The organism is Micromonospora sp. NPDC049679, assembly GCF_040659735.1.
Classification (GTDB): Bacteria; Actinomycetota; Actinomycetes; order Mycobacteriales; family Micromonosporaceae; genus Micromonospora_I.
Genome location: NZ_JBFANZ010000042.1, coordinates 1 through 16,522, shown reverse-complemented (window position 1 = coordinate 16,522; position 16,522 = coordinate 1). Strand labels below are relative to the sequence as shown.

Here is a 16,522-nt window from a genome sequence, read left to right as displayed (position 1 = left end):
GGCCGATCAGTTGAGCCATGCCGGCCCGAGCGCCCCGATCACGGGTGCCAGGAGCCGGTGTGCGGTCGCCTCGTCCAGCAGGTCGCGGACGACCAACGCCTGGACCGCGCCGCTGAGCAGGTTCCACACGCCACCGGCCCGATCGGCCAGCGGAATGGCCGAGGTATCCATCGCCTGCACCAGCAGCAGCTGCGCGGCGGCCGCGGTGCGCACACGGTCGGAGAGGTACGCCCCCCACGACGCGGAGTGCACCGCCGTCGCCCACCCGGTGCGCTGTTCGCGCGCCTCGTTGGCCGAGCGCGCCAGTCGGCGGGCCTCGGCTTCACGCAGCGTGCGGAGCCGGTCAAGGAGCCGGGAGATGGTGTAGTGGTGGGGACCGAGATCGACCGGGCGGCCGACCGGAAGCTTCCGCGTCGCGGCGACCCATCCGGCGGCGAGTCCGCGCCGGGTGGTGTCCGCGAGGACGTCGCGCAGATAACTGGCGACGGTCGCGTCACAGAGCAGCGAGGTGGCCCGCTCGGCGATCAGGTCCTGCCGTGCCGCGCGCCCCTGCCCCGTCCAGGTCCAGGACATCACGTCGTAGCGCACGCAGCGCAGCAGCGAGTCCATCGACCCGATCGGCGCGCGTTCGACGAGCGCGAGCGACCCGGCCGGGTCGTCGGAATCGGCGACCCCCCGCAGCGTCGGCATGCGCAGCGCCGCCTCGTCCACCGCGACCCACAGCGGGGCGCGGATGCCCTCGTCCGGGAGTTGGCCGGCGAGCACCGGCAGGTCCTCCTGGGTCAGGCAGAGCGCGCGCAGCAGCACCTCGGCGGTGGCCGAGCCGCCACCGAGTCGCGTGAGGTCGAAGCCTAGAACGGGTGCGCTGACGAGGCTGTACACGAGATCACGTCCACGACGGACATCCTCTCTCCGCCGGACACCTCTGCGCCGGTGGACCACCGATTGTCGCGGTGGTCCACCGGCGCAGGGGTTTTTCCGGTCCGGTGGGGCTCAGGCCGGCGGTTCACCGCACGACCAGCCATGGTTTGTGACGTCGTTCCGCCCGGTCAGCTCGCGACCCGGTAGGTGTCGACCGCGTTACGGACGTCGAGTGCGAGCATCAGCCGGCCATCAAGCTTGAACGTGCCCACGACCAGGTCGCGGGTCGGGCCGCTGAGGGTGTCCGGCGGCGGCTCGAAGGCCGACTCCTCGAGGTCGATGACCTCGCCGATCCGGTCCACCAGCAGGCTGACCGGCTCGTCGTCACCGCGCAGGATCACGTTCATCACCGGGCCGTCGAGGACCTGCCGGTCCAGCCCCAGCTGGACCCGCAGGTCGACGGCCGCGATGACCTGGCCGCGGAGGTTGAACAGCCCGCCGACCGCGGACGGCGCGAGCGGCACCGAGGTGTACTCGTGGAACGAGAGCACCTCCTGTACGGCTTCCACCTCGACCCCGAAGAGCTGGTCGGCCACTTCGAACGTGGCGTACTGACGGCTGGACATCTCAGGCCTCCACCAACATCGGGTCGGGCAGCTCGGTGTAGAAGTTGGGGTCCGCGGCGAGGATCGCCCGGCGCACGTCGAGCAGCTCGGTCACGCGCTGCTGGACGACCGCCGTGCCGAGCAGACCGTCGTCGTCCACCTCGCGGCGAACGGTCACGGTGTCCTCGACGATGTCGACGATCTTGTCGACGACGAGGGCGACGCTGCGGCCGCGCTCCGTGTAGACCACCACCGAGATCCGCTCCTCGTCCAGCTCGGTCATCACGCCGAGCAGGTGCGACAGGCGCGCCAGCGGAAGGATCTGGTCGCGGTACTGGACGACCTCACGCATGCCGGCCCGCTCGATGCGGTCGACTGCGAACTCCTCCAGTCGCGTGACGGTGTCCAGCGGGATCGCGACCCGGCGGTCCCCGACGCCGGCGATGAGCAGCCGGTCGACGGGGCCGGCCTTGGCCGCCGCTTCGAGTGCGGTGGCCGCCGCCTGCCGCTCCGTCGAGGCCACAGCCAGGTGCGACCGGCGGGCCAGCGACGACACGTCGAGGATCAGCGCGACCTTGCCGTCACCGAGAATGGTCGCCCCGGCGTACAGCCCGATGTCCTTGAACCGGGCGGTCAGCGCCTTGACGACGACCTCTTCGGTGTTGAGGACGCGGTCGACGACCATGCCGAACCGGCGGCCGTCGGCCTGCAGGACGATCACGTACGCGCCCTGGTCGCCGCCGACCGGCAGGTCGAGGGCGCGGTCGAGGCGGACGAGCGGCAGCAACTTGCCGCGCAGCCGGTAGACCGGAGCGCCCGAGGCGTACTCGATCTTGGTGTTCTGTCCGTCGATGAAGACGAGCTCGTGGACCGCGACCTGGGGTACGACGTACCGCTCGCCGGCACACTCCACGGTCAACGCCTGGATGATCGCCAGGGTGAGCGGGATGGTCAGCCGCAGGGTCGTGCCGACGCCCGGCGTCGAGTCCACGTCGACGGCGCCACCGATGCGCTCGATGTTCGTCTTGACGACGTCCATCCCGACGCCACGTCCGGAGACGTTGGTGACCGTCTTCGCGGTCGAGAAACCGGGCTGGAAGATCAGCATCATGATCTCGCGCGGGTCCATCGTGGCGAGCTGCTCGGGCCGCATCAGCCCGCGCTCGATCGCGGTACGCGCGACGCGCTCCACGTTGATGCCGCAACCGTCGTCGGCGACCTCGACCGTGACGTGCCCACCTTCGTGGTACGCCCGCAGCGTCAGGGTGCCCTCCGGGTCCTTGCCGGCCGCGATCCGCTCCTCGGACGTCTCGACGCCGTGGTCGACGGCGTTGCGGACCAGGTGGGTCAGCGGGTCCTTGACCGCCTCGAGCAGGCTCCGGTCGAGCTCGGTCTCCTTGCCCTCCTGGACCAGCTTCACCTGCTTGCCGCAGGCCTGCGCGAGGTCGCGGACGACGCGGGGCAGCTTGGACCAGAGGTGCTCGATGGGCTGCATCCGGGTCTTCATGATGCCCTCTTGCAGCTCACTGGTGATCAGGTTGAGCCGCTGGGTGGTACGCATCAGCGTCGGGTCGGCAGCCTCGGCGACACCCCGGACGAGCTGGTTGCGGGCAAGGACAAGCTCGCCGACCAGGTTCATCAGGTTGTCGAGCAGGTCGACGTCGACCCGGATCGCGCTGTCGGCGACGCTGCGCTTGTTCTGCGCCTGAAGCGCCTCGCCCACCGCGGCCGGAGCCGCCTTGCCCTCTTCGAGCAGGATGGTGCCGAGCTTGCGCTCGTCGCCCTCGACCTGGCGTTGCACCGCCCACGTGACGTCGGAGGGCGAGGTCGCACCGCTGTCGACCAGCAGCTCCCCGATGGGGCGCCGGCCGGACTTGTCGTCGTGCACGTCCCGCACCGGCGTCGCCGGCGCGTCGAGAGAGACCGGCGACTTCGCCGCGTCGGACGCGAACGGCTCGGGCGCCGACACGGCGACCGCTACATCGGCCTGCGGCTCGTCGGCCGCGGACTGCGCGGCGTCCGACATCTGCCGGTGCACACTCGCGATGACGGCCTCGACGTCCACGTCGCCCTCGGCGCCGCTCTCCTCGATGGTGGCGAGCAGCGCGCGGACCCCGTCGAGCATCGCCAGCAGAGTGGTGATGGTCTCCGGAGTGACCGGCTGCACGCCGTCGCGCAACCGGGAGAGCAGTGACTCACCGGCGTGCGTGAGGGTCTCCAGCCTGGAGAATGCCAGGAAACCGCTGGTCCCCTTGATCGTATGGATCGTCCGGAAAATACGTGAGATCAGCTCACGTGATCCGGGTTCCTGCTCGAGCGCCACCAGATCGCGATCCAGTTGATCGAGATTCTCGTGGCTCTCCATAAGGAACTCGTGGACGATCTCCCCCAGCTCTTCCACTGGCTACCTCCCTGCCTTCATCCACTGATCTCATCGGCCCATGCGCGCCTGACCTGAGGAAAGCCAGCCGGGACATCGACTGAAGACCAGCAGCCGTGGAGGTGCCTCAGGCGTGGGACGGGAGGCGGAGCTGCGGCGCCAACTGGCGGACGTACCGCCAGCGGCCGACCTGCGCGGCGTAGCGGGCGTCGCTGGCGGCGACGAGTGGGACGCCGGCGGCCGAGAACATCTGCGCCATCCGGGCGGAGGGGCGTCGCCACGCCTCGCTGACCTCGACGGTCGTGTTGGTGACCCGACACCCCTCCACGCATTCGCGCAGCAGGGACTCGTCGATGTCGCCGTCGTCGATGCCGAGTTCGGCCAGCAGGCTCAGCGGCCGGGCCAGCTGGGTCGGGGCGTACCGGCTGGCCCGCTCCACACCCAGGATCGTGGCGGACACCACGAGCTCGACCGCGTCGGCGGCCCGCAGGGCGCCCGAGGCGAGCAGCGCCCGCGCGTCGGGCAAGCCGACGAGACGGCTGCCGATCGGCAGCCGGGACACCGCCACGGTGACGGCGTCCAGGCCGCCCAGGTCCGCGGGGAACGCCAACCAACCGTCGGCGCGGATCACCTCGATCTCCGCCGAGATCCGCAGATCCATCTCGGTGCGGCGCTGCGCCCGCAGCACCGACTCGCGGTACGCGGGCAGCCAGGCTGTCTCCGAGTCGACCTGATCGGCGAAGGTCAGTCGGCTCAGACCGGCGAGGTTGGCGGCGGTGACGAGGGTGCCGATGCTGTCGTGCCCGGCGGCGAACCCCGAGTGCACGTGGGCGTCGGCGGTCGGGTCGAGCGGCGACGGCAGGTCACCGGCCGGCTGGTCCCACGCCATGATCTCGGGCGCGGCCGACGGTTGCCCCCGCCCGGGCAGGCCGGCGCGGACTCCGACGATTCCGCCGTCACCGCGCTCGATCGCGCCCTCTACCCCCACGCACCGCTCCTCGCGCTATCCCCGGGGGCGGCCGTGCGCCGGCACCTCCGTGGGGCACTGACTTGCTGTGTCACCACGATGCTGCGTCTGAGGCGTCTCGGCCAGTGCTGGACGGGTGCAGAACGGTTGCGACACGAACAGATACCGCTTGCTCACTCTGTGCTCTGACCCTGAACGGCCACGACATCGTTGCGCGGCGCGGGCGCGGCGGGACGGCTGTACCGGTAGCCGAACCCACGCACCGACTGCACCGGCGAATCCTCCGGATCCGACCAGCCGAGCTTGCGCCGCAACCGGAGCACGGCGAACTTCACCCGCTCCTGGCCGATGCCGGTCGGGTCGTCCCAGGCCTGGCTCAGCAGCTGGTTGGGGCTCAGCACCGCGCCGGCGTGTCGGACGAGGACGTTGAGCAGGCGGAACTCCGTCGGCGTCAACCGCACCTCCTCGCCGCTCACGTACACCCGACGCTGCACCGGGTCGAGATGCACGAGTCCGTCGTCGTACACCTGGCTGGCCCAGCTCGCCGCGTTGCTCGACCGCCGCAGCAGCGCCTCGACCCGCGCCAGCAGCTCGGCGTTGGCGAAGGGTTTGGTCAGGTAGTCGTCGGCGCCGGCGCGCAGCCCGCGCACCTTCTCCGTCTCCTGCCCGTGCGCGGTCAGCATCAGCACCGGCACGTCGCTGATGTCCCGCAGACGCTCGAGCACCTGCCAACCGTCCATCTCCGGGAGCCCGACATCGAGTACCACGAGATCGGGGCGCTCGGCATACGCCTCCCGCAGCCCGGTCCGACCACTGGCGGCGTGCGCGACCTCGTACCCCGCACGACTGAAGAGCAGCCGTAACGCCAGCGTGATGTCGGGATCGTCCTCAACCACCAAAAGGCGACTCACAAGCCCCACCCCCTCCCCATCCCCGTTCGACGGCTAACGCAACGTCACCCCATAATGAGATGATTTGACTGCTCTATCACGCTTCGCCGCAGAGGCTATACTTTAGCGTGGGATTTGATCGTGCGTGTCGATCCGGGAGGAACTGATGGCTGTGCCCCCGGCAAAAGCGACGCGACAGCGTACGAACGACGGCGGCGGCGCGTCCCAGCCATCACGACCAGCCACAACGCGCCCGACAGAAGGAGCGCATGGAACGCACGGGTCCGCTCAGAGCATCCCGGCGGCGTCGATGAACGACGTCATCGACTCCCTCGACGTCGGCATCCTCGTGGAGGACGCCGACCGCAATCTCCTGCTGGCCAATCCGGCCTTCACCGAGATGTTCCAGGCCGGTCCGCCCGAGCTGCTCTCCGACACGACCGAGCTGAGCCTGCCCGACGGTCGGATCGTCGAGGGCACCCATCGCCCCGTGCCGCTCGACGGGGCCGCCCCCGGCGATCTGTGGATGTTCCGCGACGTCACCGCCGAGGTGCACGCCCGGCGCGAGGTCGCCGAAGAGCGCCGCCGTCTGGCGGAGCTGAAGTCGCGCTTCATCGCCTGCGCCTCGCATGAGCTGCGCACGCCGCTGACCACGATCTCGTCCTTCGCGCAGATGCTCGGCGACGGTCCCCCGAGCCACCAGGAGCTCGCCGCCACCATGGCCGCGATCCAGCGCAACTCGGAGCGGATGCTGCTCCTGATGGACGATCTGACCCTGCTGTCCCGGATCGAATCCGGTGACCGGGCACTGGAGACCACGCCGGTCGACCTCGCCCGCCTCGCACGCGACACGGCCGAGCGGCTCACCGCGCTGGTTCCGCAGTCCCCCGTACGCGTCACGGCCGCGCCCGGCCCCTTGCTCAACGGGGACGAGCAACTGCTGCGGCAACTGCTCTACGCGGTGGCCGGGATCGTGGCCGCGACCCAGGGCTCGGTGGTGGTCTCCACCCACGCCGATCAGAACGGTTGGACAATCACGGCGGCTGCGCCGGCCGCCACGCCGCTGACCGACGAGTACCTGCTCGCGGCGGCGTTGCCGACGCTCGATGCGGCCGCCCGGCGACGCAGCGTCGCGCTGTGGCTGCTGATCGCGCACGCGATCGCGACGCGGCACCGCGGCGTCGTGACCACCTCGGGGGACGCCACCGAGGGCACCCGGATCCGGGCGCATCTCCCCCTGATTTGAGACAGCGGCGGGCCGGGCCGAGCATCGCTCATCCCCGGTTCCGCTTGTTGTGCTGGTCCAGCCGTGGGTGGCGCGCTCAGACGCGGCCGAAGTCCTGGGTCCACATCAGGGTGCCGTTGGCCTTGCGGGCCACCCCGACCCCGACCGCCTTCGCGGAGCAGTTGAGGATGTTGCGGCGGTGGCCAGGGCTCTTCATCAGGGCGGCGACCACGTGGTCGGCGTTCTTGTAGCCCCAGGCGATGTTCTCGCTGAGCGCGTACTTGTAACCGGCCCGCGTGGCGCGGGTGGTGAACCGGCTGCCGTCGCTGCCGGTGTGGCTGAAGAAGTTCTTCCGGATCATGTCAGCGGTGTGCGCGCGAGCGGCCTTGACCAGGCGGCTGTCCGAGCGCACCGCCTTGCAGCCACTCTTGGCACGCGCGGCGTTGGTCAGCTTGACCACCTGCGCTTCCAGCGTGGTGGTCGAGGTGAGCGCGGCGCTCGCCGGGGAACCCGTCAGGGCCACGCCGAGAAGAACGGCGGGGACGGTGGCGAGCAGCACCACGCGGCGGAGAGCAGTGAACATGGGGGCACCTTTCGATCCGGTTACGCCGGCAGAACGGGAATTCCCGGCGGTGCCATCCCCATCGGTGGGACTCATCCACCGACCAAGATCTATTTCACGAAAGTGCAATGCACCACAGCTGTCCACTCCGGCCGGGTGATTCTTCCGGTGGTCGCCCGGCCGAACCGGCCGCCCCTGGCCGGGCACGTGCTCAGCCGCGCCGGGTCGCGCCCGGCGCGTCGGGCCCGTCGCACCCATCGCCCGCCGGGTCCAGCGCCTCAGCGCGGGTCGCGATCCGCTGCAACAGCACCCGGAAAATCGCCCGCTCCTCGCCATCCAGACCAGCCAGCACCTGCTCCTCGGTCTGGCGCAGCCGCTGATCGAGGTCGGCCAGGCGCTCCCGACCCCGGTCGGTCGCGGTGACCCGACGGGCCCGCCGATCGGTCGGATCGGGCTGGCGTTCGACCAGCCCCGCCCGCTCGAGGTCATCGAGGAGATAGGTCATCACCGTACGGTCGACGCCGAGCTGCTGCGCGAGCGCCAGCTGCGTCTTCGGCAGGTCACGGGCGGCCGCCGCGAGCACCTGATAGCCGCGATGACCCCCGGGCAGGTCCTCGACCGCCGCGCCCGCCGCCCTGCAGTAGGAGCGGAAGACGACCCCGAGTGCCCAGCCCAGATCGGTGTCGAGCGCACGGCATCCCGCCGCGGGGTCGCGACCCGCGCCCGCGTCACTGGCCTGGGGCGAGAGGGCAGTCACCAACCCATGGTAGAGCGACCAGCCGTCCGACCGAAGGTTTTGCAGGTACATGTTCTGCGTGACAGACTTTCTGTCGAACCCCTTAGCTAGCCACTCCCAGGAGCCCTTGTGACCCTCTTCCGTCTCGACGCCAGCATCCGCCCCGAGGGCTCGGTGACCCGCGAGGTCGCCGACACCGTCCAGGCCGCCTGGCACGCGGAACACCCCGACGCCGCCGTGATCCGGCGTGACCTCGGCGCGGCGCCCCTGCCGGCCGAGACGTGGCTGACCGCGGCGGCCGCCTCGATGACCCCCGCCGAAGAGCGCAGCCCGGAGCAGAACGAGGCCGTCGCCTTCGCGGCGAGCCTGGCGGACGAACTGCTCGCGGCCGACGCCTACGTCCTGGCCGTGCCGCTCTACAACTACGGCGTCCCGCACCACGTGAAGGCCTGGATCGACGTCCTCCTCACCGATCCGCGGCTCGGGCCCGCAGGTGACCAGCCGCTCGCCGGGCGCCCCGCCGTCCTCGTGCTCGCACGCGGCGGCGGCTACGGGCCGGGCACCCCGCGCGAGGGGTGGGACCACGCCAGCCCGTGGCTGCGACGGATCTTCGCCGACGTACTCGGGCTGGATCTGCACGTGACGGAGGCCGAGCTGACGCTCGCCGGGGTGAACCCGGCGATGGCCGAGCTGCGCGGATTGGCGGAGCAGTCCCTCAACGAGGCGCACAGCACGGCGGAGAGCCACGGACGCGCCATCGGCAAGCGCGTACGCGACGCCGCCTGACCGCGACGCCGAAACCGCCCGCCCCGGTCGCTGACCTCGCGACCGGGGCGGCGCGCATCCGAGGCCGCGCCACCCGTCCGCCCTCGGCAACGCCACGCGCGCGCTCTTGCGGTGGCTTCCGCTCGCCCCGGCGCGGCGGAATCTTGTCAGAGGCCGCCGTTACGGTGTCGACCGTCGATGTGCCGGCTCGACTCCGCCGGCGCGTGAGGCCGGCGCTCCCTGGCTCAGGCCAGGCGCGGGCGGCCCCGGCCGGGCCCTCCCGTCCGGTCCGACCGCCGCGTCGACCTCCACCGCCCGATCTGACGGGGGCGGGCGGCGGAGGCCCGACGGCGCGCAGTCAGCTGAGACCGCCGGGAAGCGGCCCGGCCGCGAGCAGGGCCACCACGCCGAGCAGCGCCTGACGGAGCCGATCGTCGTCGACCTCCGCGTTGAGCCCGAGACGGACGCCGTGTGCCGGCGTCGCGCGGCTGGCCGCATAGTCGTCGCCCGGTGAGAGCAGGAGACCGGCCGCCGCGGTCCTACTCTCGGCGGTACGGCACCTGCGCGACATGCCCGTGGCGGATGAACCCGTGCCGAACGAACCGCTGGTGCCGGTTCCGGCCTCATCAGCGCTCGGTCTCCTCCGGCTCACCCCCCGGTGAGGGTGCGCGCATCTCCGCCCTGGTCTGCCCCGGCCGCGGCCGGCGCGTGTCGACCGGTCGGTCCAGCTGGTCACCCGGAAGGGTCGCCTCCTCCGCGCCAGCGGGCAGGACCGGGCCGGGCGGTTCCTCGTCGTGCCGTACGGGCTCACCCATCCGCTGCCCGTACCCGCCCAGCCTCCGAATACGCCCACCGCCCCACCCACCCGCCCCCTCCGCCCCGCCCCGTCGACCCGCCCCGTCGATCAAGGACGTATGCGCACGGAATGATCTCCGATCGTGTGCATACGTCCTTGATCGACGCGGAAGTCCTTGATCGACGGGGAGGCGCTGGGCGCTTCGGGGTGCGTGGCGGCGCGTCGGGGGCAGATACGCCAGTGGGCGCCCCCTCCGGATGGAGGGGGCGCCCACGTGGTGTGCGCTGCTGTTGGTTATCAGGCCTTGGCGATGTTGGCGTACGGGCCGTGCCCGTACGTGCCCTGCACCAGCTCAGCGGCCATCTTCTCCCACTGCGCATAGTGGTCCGGGAACGCCGAAACCTGCACGGTCTGGGCGGCCTCGGTCAGCGGCATCGTCTCGTAGCCATCGACGTTCTTCAGGCCCTTGTAGAACGCCTTCGCCGAGTAGTTGGGGTCGGTGATCTGCTTAGGGGTGCCCCAACCCGAGGACGGGCGCTGCTGGAACAGACCCAGCGAGTCGTGGTCGTTACGGTCACCCAGGTGACCCAGGTTGTCCAGCTTCGACTCCTGCAGCGACGTCGCGATCGCGATCACCCACGCCCGCGGCGGCAGGTTCATCTCCTTACCCGCCTCGATGATGGCCTTGACGTTCGCCATCCGCTCCGGGGTCATCTCATAGGTCGACTGGTCGCTCGGCACACCGCGGGTCATGAGCTGCTTGACCGACGGGGCGTCCGCCTTCTTGGCCTTGTCCTTGGCGTCGGCCTGCGCCACGATCTGCTGCGCCACGACGCTGGCCGTGGTGCTCGTGGTGGCAGCGTCGGCCTGCGCCGCGCTCGCCGGACCGGCGACCACGCCACCGACGATCGCCAGACCGCCGACGGCCAGCACGGCACGCTTCTTGTTCTCGGACATGAACTGCTTGAACATTTCACGGTTGAAAGTCACGACAAAAGTCCAATCACTCGGGGGGTTTGAAAAGCTTTCGGGGGGTTAAGAAAAAGCAAAGTCGAAGAGGCGCCGACGTCACGGCAACGCGTCACAAACCGACATCAGGCACACAAGAGCCGGGGGCTGGACACCCGGAACACGGAACACAAAATCCCACTCACGCGACCGCGATCTGCGGCGCGGATCTATCGGGGGGACCATCTACAACCACCAACCGGCGTCGGTGATTCCCGCTCGCTTTACTACCGCCGGCTTTCAGCGCGGGGACCATATGTAACGACCGGAACCGGTCCGTGATTCCCCCATCCCGGCGGCCCGAAAAAACGAGCGGCGCGGGGACCATGTATAACGACCCGAGTTCACCGGGGATTCCCGCATCCGACGGCGCGACAAGAGCCGGCGGCGCGGGACCAGATGTAACGACGGGCGGCGACCACCAATTCCGAGGGCGCATCCGCTCGTCGTCGTACGGCCTACACAACGACGGGTGGGCGCGGCCCATTCCGCCGATCGCGCGCTACGGCTGCAACCGGAGCCAGCCACAAGCCGGGATTCGGTCGGATCGGACAGACGGGGGTACGCCGCCCTCGCGCTCACTGCGTTATGCGCTCGGATGTCTCCCCTGGTTGCCGAAGGGTGGTCTGGTGGGATATACGACCGCGTCCTGCCCCGCGCCCGCCTCCAACTGCCGGGCGATCCGGCTCTGCCATTGAGACAGCCCGCGCTTTATGCGTTCATTTTCTTCGAGGATCGCCCTGGTGGTCACGTTCTGCGCGGCGACCTGATGGGCTAGGCGGTACAGCAGTTGGTAGACCGCTTCCGGTTCGAGTCCGCGTTTCCGGAGGCGGCCGACGTACGGCAATTCGTACTCCCGGATCTGCCGGGGGCTGAGTGGAATCACCTCGCGCGGCAGATGTTCTCGGTGCCACCCGGTCATCTCTGTCTCCTTTCCGGTTCACGAGTTGAGCGCGACGGCGAGGGACGGACCGAGTCGGGAAGCGGCGCTGAAATGGCAGTCGTCGCAAGGATTCGTGCAGGGAGACATGCAACCGCCCTCCGTGATGAGGCGTGACGAAGCCTGATCTGCATGGTTCAACCACAGGAGGCAGCGGCCAGCGCCCCCTGTCTCCCCGTTGCGAACACCGCCTCCCCATCGCCGGGTTTTCCGGGAAGGCCGCCGGACGAGGGACCGACGACCTTCCCCTCTCACACCCACCGCCCCAGCATCCGAGGCATGAAGCGATGAGGAGTTTGGAACCGGGGCAGACCGCAGACCGCCCCGGCACGAGCCGCACCAGGTTTGGAGACCAGGGTGAAGACTCGCCCTCGCAACTTACGATGACTACCGATATCCGGTCAACCCAAACTTACGATGTCTTGTTAGCGGTTGCGACTCCCACTCCCGACGTGATCTCATGGCTGGCGGAGACCAGGGAGCGCCACATGCCCGCGACATCAAAGTGGCAGCAACTTGCTGACCACATCCGCACTCAGATCACTACCGGTGAGCTGCAGCCCGGAGACAAGCTGCCCTCGACCGCCCAGCTCAAGGCTCAACACAGCGTGTCCGAGATGGTGATTCGGTATGCGATGCATGCGTTGAAGCAAGAAGGGCTCGTCTACAGCGTTCATGGACTCGGCGTGTTCGTGTCGGAGAAGCCGACCGAAGGCTGACCACGGACTGCGGATGCGCGCGCCATCTAGAGTCCTAGATGGAGTCAGAGGGGGCGCACCATGGCCGTAGTGAAACGGGGCCTGCCGGAGACCTCAATACTCATCGTCATCGCGGCGGCGCTCGCCTTCGTGGCCGCCCTGGTCTGGGTCGCGCTCACCGCCGGGGTCAGCTGAGCAGCTCGGCGGGGGCGAAGACGGTGCCGGCACGCCGGTGCACTGGTCGATCAACGACGACACCCTCACAGCTCTGATCGGCCCAGACGACGAAACCTGGCACCACGCCATCTCCATGCCCTTCGACACGCTCGACCGCCTCACAGACGAAGCCCGCGAACCTCCTCCCCCCGCCAGAACCACCGACGCCATACCCTGGCCAACTAGAAATCTTCTAGCCGGACGTGTCACCCACGTCCCGAGACTGATCTGTCACGCACGTCCTGAGACCCGACACCGGCATCACTCTGCTGTCCTGCGCCGGGTGATGGTTGACACCGCGACCTCGGATGATGCTTTACATGATCGCGATGCCCGCGCTACTCGCGGCATGAGCGTACGTCCAGCGGGAGGTCAAGCCTGGTCATCCCAGGCCTCGGCGAGCCGCTTGATATGGGCTGAGCGCTGCTTCAGCAGCCGTCGCAGGTACGGCGCGAGCAGCACCCGGGTCACCAGGGCTCCCAGTAGACCCAACGGCGCACTGACCGTCATGCGGTCGGTCATCCGCGTCCGGCCGTCACCGAGGTCATCGAAGACGTGTTCGTGGCGAAGAGCGCGGAAGGGGCCACGGACCTGCTCGTCAACGAAGCGGCGCGGAGGCTCATAAGCGGTAATTCGGCTGGTCATGCGCCACACAAGACCGAAGTGGTGCGCCCGGAAGGTGACCTCGTCCCCGAGCGCAACTCGCCGCTGCCCCGTGCTCGTGGTGGCAGTCTCCCCGCTCGCTGCCAGGGAGGCGGCGTGCACATCCATATCGAGTTCCAGGCCGAAGACCACGTCCGAGGCGGCATCAATCTCCGTCACGACCACTAACAGCGCAGGCACCTCGCAAGCGTATGACGATCTACGGGAACATCCGCTCATCGGCAGATCCGGTCGTTCGTCGACGAAGGTCACGCCCGGATCGCGGCATGAGCGTTCATTTTTAGGCTGATTGGCCGGCCCACTCGACGCTTGTCGTGGGGAAGGTTCCTGGGTCGTTTCGGGCGGGGCCCGGCTGCTGCTTATCCGCTGGCGTCAGCGTCGGTGAGCAGTCGGGCGGCTAGGGCGCGTATCTCGTCCTTGAGTTTGTCCGGTCGGTCGATCGTGAATGGCCAGCCGAGCCCGGCGAGCATCTGTGCTGCACCGTCGAGCCGTTCGGCCCGGGCCGTGAGGCGCACTCCATCGGACACCTCAGTAAGCGTGCCGACCGACGGCGGGATCCGTCGCTGCGCCTGAGCCATGCTGGTGTGTAGCACCACGGAAATGTCGTGCGCGTACGGCACGGCTGCCAGACCGGCTAGCACCTGCGTGGTCGGGTCGAAGCCGGCCGGGATGTCGAACCTACCCTGGGCGGGGCGGGCCGTCCCGATCCGGTCGAGCCGGAACGTCCGCACGGCCTGGCGGTTGTGGTCGTGACCGGTGACGTACCACCGGCCAGCGTGGAAGACCAGCCCGTACGGGTCGAGCCGCCGCTCGCCGGACCGGCCGCGCCAGGTGGTGTAGGCGATGCTCACCGGTTGCCGGTGTCGGGCCGCCTCGGCGAGCACCAGCAGCACCTCGATGCCGGGCGAGGCGGGCTGACGGACCGGCGCGGTGAAGTCAACGGTGGCCAGCAGCGAATCGATCCGCCGGGCGAGGACGGCCGGCAGTACCCGGCGGATCTTCGCGGTCGCGCTCTCGGCTGCCGCGCCTTCGGCGGTGGCCAGCCCCGCCCGGGAGGCGGCGACAAGCCCGAGCATGACAGCGACCGCCTCCTCGTCGGTGAGCATGAGTGGCGGCAACTTGTATCCGGGCGCGAGCCGGTACCCGCCGTAGCGACCGCGCCGGGCCTCGACCGGGATGCCGAGGTCGGCGAGGTGCGCGGCGTAGCGGCGGACCGTGCGCTCGTCGACGCCCAGCCGACCCGCCAGGTCGGCGAGAGTGAAGCCGCCACCGACTTGGAGGATCTCCAGCAACGCCAGCACACGCGCGGTAGGCCGGACCAATAATCTGACTCCCAATCTGGGCGGAATCTGTCCAGTATTGATCGTAGCGTGTGATGCATGACGACATTCGTACTAGTTCCCGGTTTCTGGCTCGGCGCGTGGGCCTGGCGCCCGGTCACCGCCGCTCTGCGTGGGCACGGCCACGAGGTGTACCCGCTGAGTCTGACCGGCCTGGGCGAGCGCGCCCACCTGGCCCGCCCGGACACCGACCTCGACGTCCACGTCACCGACGTGGTCAACCTGCTGCGCTACGAGGACCTACACGACGTCGTCCTCGTCGGGCACAGCTACGCCGGCGCAGTCGTGACGACCGCCGCCGCCGACCGCATGACCGACCGCATCGCCCAGCTGGTTTTCGTCGACACCGGCCCACTACCCGACGGGGTGGCTAACGAAGAGTTCAGCCCACCCCAGGAACGTGAACGCAACGCGGCGGTAGTCGCCGAACACGGCGATGGCTGGCGGCTGCCGCCCCCGCCGTGGGCCGAACTAGCGGCGGGAGCATCCGATGTGGACGAATCGACCCTCGCGCTGCTCGGTGAGCGGTCGGTGGCCCAACCGTGGGCGACCGCCACCACGCCGGTGCGGCTCACCGGGGCGTGGGAAAAGCTGCCCCGCCTCGGCGTGCTGTCGAGCTTCACCATCCAACAGGCACGTGAGATGGCCGCCGCCATGCCGCTGTGCCAGCACATGGCCGGCAACTCGTGGCGGTACGAGGAACTGCCGACGTGGCACTGGCCGATGCTCAGCCGACCGGCCGAGCTGGCCCAGATCCTGCACGAAGCCAGGCCGACGGCATAGCCTGCGGTGCCCGGGTGACCTCGCGCACCGAGGTCACCTGGGGCACCGGGGCACAGTCGGGGATGGGCATCGAAACCACACAGCACCGCGCAGCCTCGTCACCTGCACAAACCCCTGTAGTCACGGTCTCGCGACGTCAACGTCCGCTCATCGGCATGAGCGGACGTCTCGCAGCGCCATGTCATGGCCAGTCCGCGCAGGCCCTTGGGTCGGTCAGCGCTCAGGCCGTGTCGGAGCTGCCCGGTGGTCCGGTCCTCGCGACCCCGAAGAGTCACCAGCGTCGGGAACTGCTCGTCCCGGCATTCGTGGTCACGCTCCTCGGCGAGCACCTTGCGACACTGCCGGACGACCCGGATGGCTTTGCTTTCCCCGGTCGGCAGAAGCACACCCAGCACCGGCAGCAGAGCTACCACGGCTTTCGCCGCCGGTTCCAGCTCGCCGTCACGGCCGCCGGCCTTTCCGACATCACCCCGCACGATCTGCGCGCTACGCATGCGAGTTGGGTGGCTGACTCACACGGGGTCATGGTCGCCGCTCGGAGGCTCGGGCACGCCAACGCGAGCGTTACCACCAGGCACTACGCCCGCGCAATTGATCAGCGTGACGCCGAGGTCGCCAAGCACCTGGACAAGCTCGGGGGCGCGAAGCCATCGGGCACGCAACGGGCACGAAAGTCCCGGATGGCGGGGAAATGATCGCTGATCAATGGTCTGACCTGGTGCCCCCGGCAGGATTCGAACCTGCGACACACGGTTTAGGAAACCGATGCTCTATCCCCTGAGCTACGAGGGCGCGAGGTCCCAGGGTACCTGCCAGCGACTATCAACGAGCGCCAGGGACCACCACACGCCCCCAACGTTCACCGCGTCGACCGCCGATCGCACAGCGATCATGATCTTGGTCGCCGTAACCTGTCTACCATCGTCGACCACTACCAATCATCGTGGCCGGCCGCTATTGCTGACACAGGTGCCGTTGCGTTGGTCGCATGCAAGATCGAGGCAGGCTTGAGCGGTGAAGCTGTCGATCCGTTCCCGTACCTTGCTGCCGCCAAAGTCTGCCTTCGCCGGGTTCCGGTTCCCGGCTG

At 69.3% G+C, this 16,522-nt stretch carries 18 protein-coding genes and 1 tRNA gene; 5 read left to right on the top strand and 14 right to left on the bottom strand.

The window, feature by feature from the left end; translation table 11 throughout:
* Positions 1-6: 6 nt before the first annotated feature.
* The 5 genes from AB0J06_RS22385 to AB0J06_RS22365 all read right to left on the bottom strand — a co-directional run bounded on the left by AB0J06_RS22385 (position 7) and on the right by AB0J06_RS22365 (position 5,724).
* Positions 7-882: a hypothetical protein gene (locus tag AB0J06_RS22385; RefSeq protein WP_357430928.1), complete on the bottom strand. Its 876-nt coding sequence runs from the start codon at positions 880-882 to the stop codon at positions 7-9.
* A 167-nt stretch (positions 883-1,049) separates the two neighbouring features.
* On the bottom strand, positions 1,050-1,487 hold the full coding sequence (locus tag AB0J06_RS22380) for a chemotaxis protein CheW (RefSeq protein WP_357430926.1): 438 nt from the start codon (positions 1,485-1,487) through the stop codon (positions 1,050-1,052).
* A 1-nt stretch (position 1,488) separates the two neighbouring features.
* Entirely contained in the window at positions 1,489-3,867 is a 2,379-nt protein-coding gene (locus AB0J06_RS22375) for a chemotaxis protein CheW (RefSeq protein ID WP_357430924.1), read from the bottom strand.
* 106 nt (positions 3,868-3,973) lie between these two features.
* Positions 3,974-4,834 (bottom strand): hydrolase, encoded by an 861-nt coding sequence (locus AB0J06_RS22370; RefSeq protein WP_357430922.1) that lies wholly within the window; start codon positions 4,832-4,834, stop codon positions 3,974-3,976.
* Between the two features lie 152 nt (positions 4,835-4,986).
* On the bottom strand, positions 4,987-5,724 hold the full coding sequence (locus AB0J06_RS22365; protein ID WP_357430920.1) for a response regulator transcription factor: 738 nt from the start codon (positions 5,722-5,724) through the stop codon (positions 4,987-4,989).
* Between the two features lie 289 nt (positions 5,725-6,013).
* On the opposite strand from AB0J06_RS22365, the gene AB0J06_RS22360 reads away from it, so the two are divergent.
* The gene (locus AB0J06_RS22360; RefSeq protein ID WP_357430918.1) at positions 6,014-6,949 is read left to right on the top strand and encodes a histidine kinase dimerization/phospho-acceptor domain-containing protein; all 936 of its coding nucleotides are present in this window, start codon (positions 6,014-6,016) and stop codon (positions 6,947-6,949) included.
* Between the two features lie 76 nt (positions 6,950-7,025).
* On the opposite strand, the gene AB0J06_RS22355 is transcribed toward AB0J06_RS22360, so the two are convergent.
* Together AB0J06_RS22355 and AB0J06_RS22350 are read right to left on the bottom strand one after the other, a co-directional pair.
* Positions 7,026-7,511 (bottom strand): CAP domain-containing protein, encoded by a 486-nt coding sequence (locus AB0J06_RS22355; RefSeq protein ID WP_357430916.1) that lies wholly within the window; start codon positions 7,509-7,511, stop codon positions 7,026-7,028.
* Between the two features lie 190 nt (positions 7,512-7,701).
* Positions 7,702-8,247 (bottom strand): MarR family transcriptional regulator, encoded by a 546-nt coding sequence (locus AB0J06_RS22350; protein ID WP_357430914.1) that lies wholly within the window; start codon positions 8,245-8,247, stop codon positions 7,702-7,704.
* A gap of 108 nt (positions 8,248-8,355) precedes the next feature.
* Here AB0J06_RS22350 and AB0J06_RS22345 point away from each other — a divergent pair, with 108 nt between their 5' ends.
* The gene (locus tag AB0J06_RS22345; RefSeq protein ID WP_357430912.1) at positions 8,356-9,012 is read left to right on the top strand and encodes an NAD(P)H-dependent oxidoreductase; all 657 of its coding nucleotides are present in this window, start codon (positions 8,356-8,358) and stop codon (positions 9,010-9,012) included.
* Between the two features lie 337 nt (positions 9,013-9,349).
* On the opposite strand, the gene AB0J06_RS22340 is transcribed toward AB0J06_RS22345, so the two are convergent.
* The 4 genes from AB0J06_RS22340 to AB0J06_RS22325 all read right to left on the bottom strand — a co-directional run bounded on the left by AB0J06_RS22340 (position 9,350) and on the right by AB0J06_RS22325 (position 11,717).
* On the bottom strand, positions 9,350-9,562 hold the full coding sequence (locus AB0J06_RS22340; protein WP_357430910.1) for a hypothetical protein: 213 nt from the start codon (positions 9,560-9,562) through the stop codon (positions 9,350-9,352).
* Between the two features lie 55 nt (positions 9,563-9,617).
* Positions 9,618-9,806 (bottom strand): hypothetical protein, encoded by a 189-nt coding sequence (locus AB0J06_RS22335; RefSeq protein WP_357430908.1) that lies wholly within the window; start codon positions 9,804-9,806, stop codon positions 9,618-9,620.
* Between the two features lie 278 nt (positions 9,807-10,084).
* Positions 10,085-10,744 carry a hypothetical protein gene (locus AB0J06_RS22330; RefSeq protein WP_357430991.1) on the bottom strand — a complete coding sequence of 220 codons (660 nt, stop codon included), beginning with the start codon at positions 10,742-10,744 and terminating at the stop codon, positions 10,085-10,087.
* Positions 10,745-11,381: 637 nt separating this feature from the next.
* Entirely contained in the window at positions 11,382-11,717 is a 336-nt protein-coding gene (locus AB0J06_RS22325) for a hypothetical protein (protein WP_357430906.1), read from the bottom strand.
* Positions 11,718-12,223: 506 nt separating this feature from the next.
* Between AB0J06_RS22325 and AB0J06_RS22320 the strand changes: the two genes are divergently transcribed.
* The gene (locus AB0J06_RS22320) at positions 12,224-12,454 is read left to right on the top strand and encodes a winged helix-turn-helix domain-containing protein (RefSeq protein WP_357430904.1); all 231 of its coding nucleotides are present in this window, start codon (positions 12,224-12,226) and stop codon (positions 12,452-12,454) included.
* Positions 12,455-13,021: 567 nt separating this feature from the next.
* Here the strand turns inward: AB0J06_RS22320 and AB0J06_RS22315 are convergent.
* Together AB0J06_RS22315 and AB0J06_RS22310 are read right to left on the bottom strand one after the other, a co-directional pair.
* The gene (locus tag AB0J06_RS22315) at positions 13,022-13,564 is read right to left on the bottom strand and encodes an SRPBCC family protein (RefSeq protein ID WP_357430902.1); all 543 of its coding nucleotides are present in this window, start codon (positions 13,562-13,564) and stop codon (positions 13,022-13,024) included.
* A 107-nt stretch (positions 13,565-13,671) separates the two neighbouring features.
* On the bottom strand, positions 13,672-14,634 hold the full coding sequence (locus tag AB0J06_RS22310; protein ID WP_357430900.1) for a YafY family protein: 963 nt from the start codon (positions 14,632-14,634) through the stop codon (positions 13,672-13,674).
* 57 nt (positions 14,635-14,691) lie between these two features.
* Here AB0J06_RS22310 and AB0J06_RS22305 point away from each other — a divergent pair, with 57 nt between their 5' ends.
* Both AB0J06_RS22305 and AB0J06_RS22300 read left to right on the top strand, forming a co-directional pair.
* On the top strand, positions 14,692-15,435 hold the full coding sequence (locus AB0J06_RS22305; RefSeq protein WP_357430898.1) for an alpha/beta hydrolase: 744 nt from the start codon (positions 14,692-14,694) through the stop codon (positions 15,433-15,435).
* Between the two features lie 14 nt (positions 15,436-15,449).
* Positions 15,450-16,130 (top strand): tyrosine-type recombinase/integrase, encoded by a 681-nt coding sequence (locus tag AB0J06_RS22300; RefSeq protein WP_357430896.1) that lies wholly within the window; start codon positions 15,450-15,452, stop codon positions 16,128-16,130.
* Between the two features lie 21 nt (positions 16,131-16,151).
* On the opposite strand, the gene AB0J06_RS22295 is transcribed toward AB0J06_RS22300, so the two are convergent.
* A tRNA-Arg gene (locus AB0J06_RS22295) sits at positions 16,152-16,227 on the bottom strand.
* Positions 16,228-16,522 lie beyond the last annotated feature (295 nt).